Origin of the sequence: Streptomyces sp. NBC_00207, assembly GCF_045160965.1 — a bacterium.
GTDB lineage: Bacteria > Actinomycetota > Actinomycetes > Streptomycetales > Streptomycetaceae > Streptomyces.
The window spans coordinates 2,703,675-2,710,000 of sequence record NZ_CP130715.1; the positions used below are offsets into that span (position 1 = coordinate 2,703,675).

The 6,326-nt window shown below is 69.5% G+C and carries 4 protein-coding genes and 2 rRNA genes (1 of these 6 only partly in view); 1 reads left to right on the plus strand and 5 read right to left on the minus strand.

All coding sequences use genetic code 11. From position 1 onward, the window contains the following. Positions 1 to 18 precede the first annotated feature (18 nt). Positions 19 to 1,056: an HAD hydrolase-like protein gene (locus tag OG472_RS12935; protein WP_383573163.1), complete on the minus strand. Its 1,038-nt coding sequence runs from the start codon at positions 1,054 to 1,056 to the stop codon at positions 19 to 21. Positions 1,057 to 1,170: 114 nt separating this feature from the next. On the opposite strand from OG472_RS12935, the gene OG472_RS12940 reads away from it, so the two are divergent. Beyond that, positions 1,171 to 2,442 carry a DUF1015 family protein gene (locus OG472_RS12940; RefSeq protein WP_405941441.1) on the plus strand — a complete coding sequence of 424 codons (1,272 nt, stop codon included), beginning with the start codon at positions 1,171 to 1,173 and terminating at the stop codon, positions 2,440 to 2,442. 70 nt (positions 2,443 to 2,512) lie between these two features. On the opposite strand, the gene OG472_RS12945 is transcribed toward OG472_RS12940, so the two are convergent. From OG472_RS12945 to OG472_RS12960, 4 genes are all read right to left on the minus strand, one after another. Then, a complete protein-coding gene (locus tag OG472_RS12945) occupies positions 2,513 to 3,358 on the minus strand; it encodes a hypothetical protein (RefSeq protein ID WP_401609656.1) in 846 nt (281 codons plus the stop codon). Further along, positions 3,355 to 4,821, minus strand: coding sequence for a hypothetical protein (locus tag OG472_RS12950; protein WP_405941442.1), 1,467 nt, complete (start codon positions 4,819 to 4,821; stop codon positions 3,355 to 3,357). The genes OG472_RS12945 and OG472_RS12950 overlap by 4 nt, the downstream gene beginning before the upstream one ends. Before the next feature lie 222 nt (positions 4,822 to 5,043). After that, positions 5,044 to 5,160, minus strand: a 5S ribosomal RNA gene (gene rrf, locus OG472_RS12955). Between the two features lie 106 nt (positions 5,161 to 5,266). Continuing rightward, positions 5,267 to 6,326, minus strand: a 23S ribosomal RNA gene (locus OG472_RS12960); it runs 2,064 nt beyond the window's last position.

A 6,326-nucleotide genomic window follows, 5' to 3' on the forward strand; every position in this document is an offset into this window, starting at 1 on the left:
CGGATCCCCCCTTGCGCCCTAAAGACCCAGCCTGGCCAGGGCCTTGGCCGCGTCCAGCGTGCAGACCCCGTCCCCGGCCACCGTCCAGGCCGCCGCGCACAGCGCCCGCAGCCCGTCGACCGGATCCCCGCCGTCCCCCCGCAGCTCCAGCACACCGCGGTTCAGCGCGACCGCGGTCCAGCCGCCGCACTGGAAGCCCTCCGCGACGGGTTCCACCTCCGGCTGCCCGGTCAGCAGCCCCCGCAGGTCCCGGTCCACGTACGTCGGCCGGTGCCTCGGCTCGGCCCGCACCAGCTGCTCCGCGTCCGTCACTCCGGTCAGCACGAGCAGCGAGTCCACCTCCCCGTTGAAGGCACCCTCGATGTCGGTGTCCAGCCGGTCCCCGACCACCAGCGGCCGCTCCGCCCCGGTCCGCAGCACCGTCTCCCGGTGCATCGGGGGCAGCGGCTTGCCCGCCACCTGCGGCTCCGCGCCCGTGGCGATCCGTACGACCTCCACCGCGGCCCCGTTGCCCGGCCCGATCCCGCGCGCCCCGGGGATCGTCAGGTCGGTGTTCGACACGTACCACGGCACTCCGCGGTTGATCGCGTACGAGGCCTCCGCGAACCGCCCCCAGGGCAGTTCGGGCCCCCCGTACCCCTGCACCACCGCCGCCAGGCCCGCCTCCTCGGCCGAGTCCACCGGCACGAGGCCGCGCTCGCGCAGCGCGACCCGCAGTCCCTCCCCGCCGATCACCAGCACCTTCGACGCCGGCTCCACCTGCTCCGCGATCAGCCGGGCCACCGCCTGCGCCGAGGTGATCACCTCGGCCGCCTCGGTCGGGATGCCCAGCTCGCTCAGGTGCTCCGCGACGGCGTCCGGGGTCCGCAGCGCGTTGTTGGTGACGTAGGCGAGGTGCATCCCGTCGGCCCGGGCCGCGGCCAGGGATTCCACCGCGTACGCGATGGCCTCGCCGCCCGCGTACACCACGCCGTCGAGGTCCAGCAGCGCGGTGTCGTACGCCTGGTGCAGGCTCTGCTCACTCGCCGCGGGACTGGTCCTGCTCTGCCGGGTCATCGCGTCCGCTCCTCTGGGGGCCCTCCCAGCGCCGGCCGGGGGGGAGATCGATCTTGTCCGATTCTGCACTGCCCCGATCATCCCGCATGGCGAGACGCGACTTACCATGCACCAATGACCACACCTGGCACCGCGGACCAAGGGCTGCGACTGATCCCGTTCCATGGCCTGCGCTACGTCCCGGAGCGCGTCGGCAGCCTCGCGGCCGTCACCTCCCCGCCGTACGACGTGGTCGTGCGCCCCGACGGAGTCGACCACCTCGAATCCGCCGACCCGCACAACATCGTGCGCCTGATTCTCCCGCAGGCCGGCACCCCGGCCGCACGCAACGAACAGGCCGCCCGCACCCTGCACGACTGGCTCTCCGAGGGCATCCTCAGCGCCGACCCCGAACCCGCGCTCTACGTGTACGAGCAGCGCAAGGCCGGCCTGCTCCAGCGCGGCGTCATCGGTGCCCTCGCCCTGTCCACCGCGGACGCCGGCATCGTCCTCCCCCACGAGGACGTCATGCCCGACGTGGTCACCGACCGGGCCGGCCTGATGCGGGCCACTTCCGCCAATCTCGAACCGCTCCTGCTCACCTACCGGGGCGACGACCCCGGCACGGGCGCGGCCGCGGTCATCGAGCGGACCGCCCGGCGCGCACCGCTGCTGTCCACCACCACCGAGGACGGCTTCCAGCACCGCCTCTGGGCCATCACGGACCCGGCCGAGCTGGCCACCGTCACGGCGGATCTCAGCCACCGCCAGGCACTCATCGCCGACGGCCACCACCGCTGGGCGACCTACCTGCGCCTCCAGGAGGAGCACGGCTCCCCCACCGCGTGGGACTTCGGCCTGGTCCTCCTCGTGGACACCGCCCGCTACCCGCTCCAGGTCCGCGCCATCCACCGGATGCTGCGCCGGCTCCCGGTCGCCGACGCCCTCGCCGCCCTCGGCGGCCACTTCCGCGTCACTCCGGTCGACGGGCCGCTCCCGCTGGCCCTGGACGCCCTCGCGGACGCCTCGGAACGGGGCAACGCCTTCCTCCTCACCGGCGACGGCACCTTCCACCTGGTCACCGATCCAGACCTGGCGCTCCTCGACCGCACGGTCCGCCACGACCGCCCGGAGGCCTGGCGCCGGCTGGACGCCACCGTCCTGCACGCGACCCTCCTCGACGCCCTCTGGCACGTTCCGGACGCCCCCGAGGAGATCACGTACATCCACGACGCCGCGTCCACCGTGGCCATGGCCGAACGCCACGGGGGCACCGCCGTCCTGCTGCACCCCGTACGGGAGGAAGTCGTACGGGACCTGGCCCGCCAGGGCGTCACCATGCCCCGGAAGTCCACCTCCTTCGGACCGAAACCGGCCACCGGCCTGGTCCTGCGGGGCCTCGGCTGAACCACTCAGGACATGGGAAAGGGCGGTACCCCACCGGGGGTACCGCCCTTTCTCAGTCACTCACCGTGCTTCAGGCCTTGTCGCGGCCCGAGTCCTGCGCGTCGGCGTCGGTGTCGGCCGCGGACTGCTCCAGCGGCTCGTACTCCTCGTCGTCCTCGTCGTAGTACTCGGCGACATCGGAGGCGCGCTCGGCCGCGGCGATCTCCGCCTCGTCCTCGTCGTCCTCGTCGTCCTCGTCAACGATCTCGTCCTCGAGGTCGGCGTCACCGTCGGCATCGACGTCGACGTCGGACAGGTCGACCGCGGCGTCGACGAACTCGACACCGTCGAGCTCGGCGAGGCGGTCCGAGGCGTCGGTGGCCCCGTCCTTGTCCGCTTCGAGGGTCTTGCCGAACCACTCGCGCGCCTCGTCCTCACGACCGGCCGCCAGCAGGGCGTCGGCGTAGGCGTACCGCAGGCGCGCGGTCCACGGCTGGACGGAGCTGGAGGCCAGCTCCGGGCTCTGCAGCGTCACGATGGCCGCTTCGAGCTGCCCCTGGTCCCGCCGGGCACCGGCCGCGACCAGACGCATCTCGACCTGGCCGGCCTTGTCCAGCTTCTGCACCTCGGGCTCGCCGGCCATGGCCAGCGCCCGCTCCGGACGGCCGAGGCCTCGCTCGCAGTCGGCCATGACGGGCCACAGCTCGACCGAGCCGGTCATGCGCTTGGCGGCGCGGAACTCGGCGAGGGCCTCGCTGTACTTCTGCGTGGCGTACGCGGCGAAGCCGGCGGCCTCGCGGACGGCGGCGACACGGGAGGCCAGTCGCAGGGCGATGCGCGAGTACGCGTACGCCTGCTCGGGGTCTTCGTCGATCAGGCGCGCGACCATGACCAGGTTCTTCGAGACCTCTTCGGCCAGGCCCTTGGGCAGGCTCAGCAGCTCCTGACGCACATCGGCGTCGATCTCGAGGCCGGTGACGTCCTCGTCGATCGGAAGCCGCTTGACCGGGTCACGGTCGGAGCGGAAGTCGCGGTCGCCGCCACGGTCATCGCGACCACGGTAGCCACCACGGTCGCCGCCGCGATCGTCACGGCCACCACGGAACCCGCCACGGTCGCCACCGCGGTCGTCGCGGCGCGGGTAGGACGGGCGGTCGCCGCCGCGGTCGTCGCGACGGAAACCGCCGCCACCGCCACCGGCGGGACGCTCGCCCCGGTCATCGCGACGCGGGTACGACGGGCGGTCGCCACCGCGGTCGTCGCGACGGGGGTAGGACGGGCGGTCGCCGCCACGGTCGTCACGACCACCGCGGAAACCACCACGGTCGTCATCACGACGCGGGTACGACGGACGCTCGCCACCACGGTCATCACGGCGCGGGTAGGACGGGCGGTCGCCACCGCGGTCGTCACGACGGAAACCGCCGCCACCGCCACCGGTGGGACGCTCGCCCCGGTCGTCACGGCGCGGGTACGAGGGACGGTCGCCACCACGGTCGTCGCGACGGGGGTAGCTCGGGCGGTCGCCACCGCGGTCGTCACGACCACCGCGGAAACCACCACGGTCGTCATCACGACGCGGGTACGACGGACGCTCGCCACCGCGGTCGTCGCGGCGCGGGTAGGACGGGCGGTCGCCACCGCGGTCGTCGCGACGGAAACCGCCGCCACCGCCACCGGTGGGACGCTCGCCCCGGTCGTCACGACGCGGGTAGGACGGACGGTCCCCACCACGGTCGTCACGGCGCGGGAAGCTGGGACGGTCGTTGTCCCGGCGGAAGCCGCCGCCACCACCGGTGGGACGGTCACCCCGGTCGTCACGACGGGGGTAGGACGGACGGTCGCCACCGCGGTCGTCGCGGCGCGGGTAGGACGGGCGGTCGCCGCCACGGTCGTCACGACCACCGCGGAAACCACCACGGTCGTCATCACGACGCGGGTACGACGGACGCTCGCCACCACGGTCATCACGGCGCGGGTAGGACGGACGGTCGCCACCACGGTCATCACGGCGCGGGTAGGACGGGCGGTCGCCGCCACGGTCGTCACGACCACCGCGGAAACCACCACGGTCGTCATCACGACGCGGGAAGGACGGACGGTCCCCGCCACGGTCATCGCGACGCGGGAAGCTGGGACGGTCCCCACCACGGTCGTCACGACGGAAACCGCCGCCACCGCCACCGCCACCGGAGGGACGACCACCGCGGTCGTCGTCACGGCGGGGGTAGCTGGGACGGTCGCCACCGCGGTCGTCACGGCGGAAACCGCCGCCGCCACCGCCGGCGGGACGTCCGCCGCGGTCATCGCGACGGAAGCCGCCACCGCCACTGGACGGACGGCCACTGGCACCACGGTCGTCACGACGGAACGGGGGACGGTCGCCACCACGGTCGTCACGGCCCCCGCGGTAGCCGCCCCTGTCACCGCCGTCGTTGCGCCGAGGCTCGCGCTCCGGACGATCGTCGGGAGAGTTGGACATGGGTGTGACTCCTGTCTTCGGGGTACCGCTAGTCATTCTCGCGCAACCAACCCATGGCCGCGCTTCGGCGTAAAGAGGTGAAACAAAAAAGGACCCTTGGTCCAGCGTTGAACGCTGGACCAAGGGTCCTTTGAAAGATTGTTCGGCGGCGTCCTACTCTCCCACAGGGTCCCCCCTGCAGTACCATCGGCGCTGAAAGGCTTAGCTTCCGGGTTCGGAATGTAACCGGGCGTTTCCCTAACGCTATGACCACCGAAACCCTATCGGTTTCGAGCGAACAAGCACACTTTGTAGTTATGTTCTAGCTCTAGAAACCAGCAACTGTTCGTTGCTTCAGAACTAACACAGTGGACGCGAGCAACTGAGGACAAGCCCTCGGCCTATTAGTACCAGTCAGCTTCACCCGTTACCGGGCTTCCACATCTGGCCTATCAACCCAGTCGTCTACTGGGAGCCTTACCCTCTCAAGGAGGTGGGAATACTCATCTTGAAGCAGGCTTCCCGCTTAGATGCTTTCAGCGGTTATCCCTCCCGAACGTAGCCAACCAGCCATGCCCTTGGCAGGACAACTGGCACACCAGAGGTTCGTCCGTCCCGGTCCTCTCGTACTAGGGACAGCCCTTCTCAATATTCCTACGCGCACAGCGGATAGGGACCGAACTGTCTCACGACGTTCTAAACCCAGCTCGCGTACCGCTTTAATGGGCGAACAGCCCAACCCTTGGGACCGACTCCAGCCCCAGGATGCGACGAGCCGACATCGAGGTGCCAAACCATCCCGTCGATATGGACTCTTGGGGAAGATCAGCCTGTTATCCCCGGGGTACCTTTTATCCGTTGAGCGACGGCGCTTCCACAAGCCACCGCCGGATCACTAGTCCCGACTTTCGTCCCTGCTCGACCCGTCGGTCTCACAGTCAAGCTCCCTTGTGCACTTACACTCAACACCTGATTGCCAACCAGGCTGAGGGAACCTTTGGGCGCCTCCGTTACCCTTTGGGAGGCAACCGCCCCAGTTAAACTACCCATCAGACACTGTCCCTGATCCGGATCACGGACCGAGGTTAGACATCCAGCACGACCAGAGTGGTATTTCAACGATGACTCCACCCCAACTGGCGTTGGGGTTTCACAGTCTCCCACCTATCCTACACAAGCCGAACCGAACACCAATATCAAACTGTAGTAAAGGTCCCGGGGTCTTTCCGTCCTGCTGCGCGAAACGAGCATCTTTACTCGTAGTGCAATTTCACCGGGCCTATGGTTGAGACAGTCGAGAAGTCGTTACGCCATTCGTGCAGGTCGGAACTTACCCGACAAGGAATTTCGCTACCTTAGGATGGTTATAGTTACCACCGCCGTTTACTGGCGCTTAAGTTCTCAGCTTCGCACGCCCGAAAGCGCACTAACCGGTCCCCTTAAC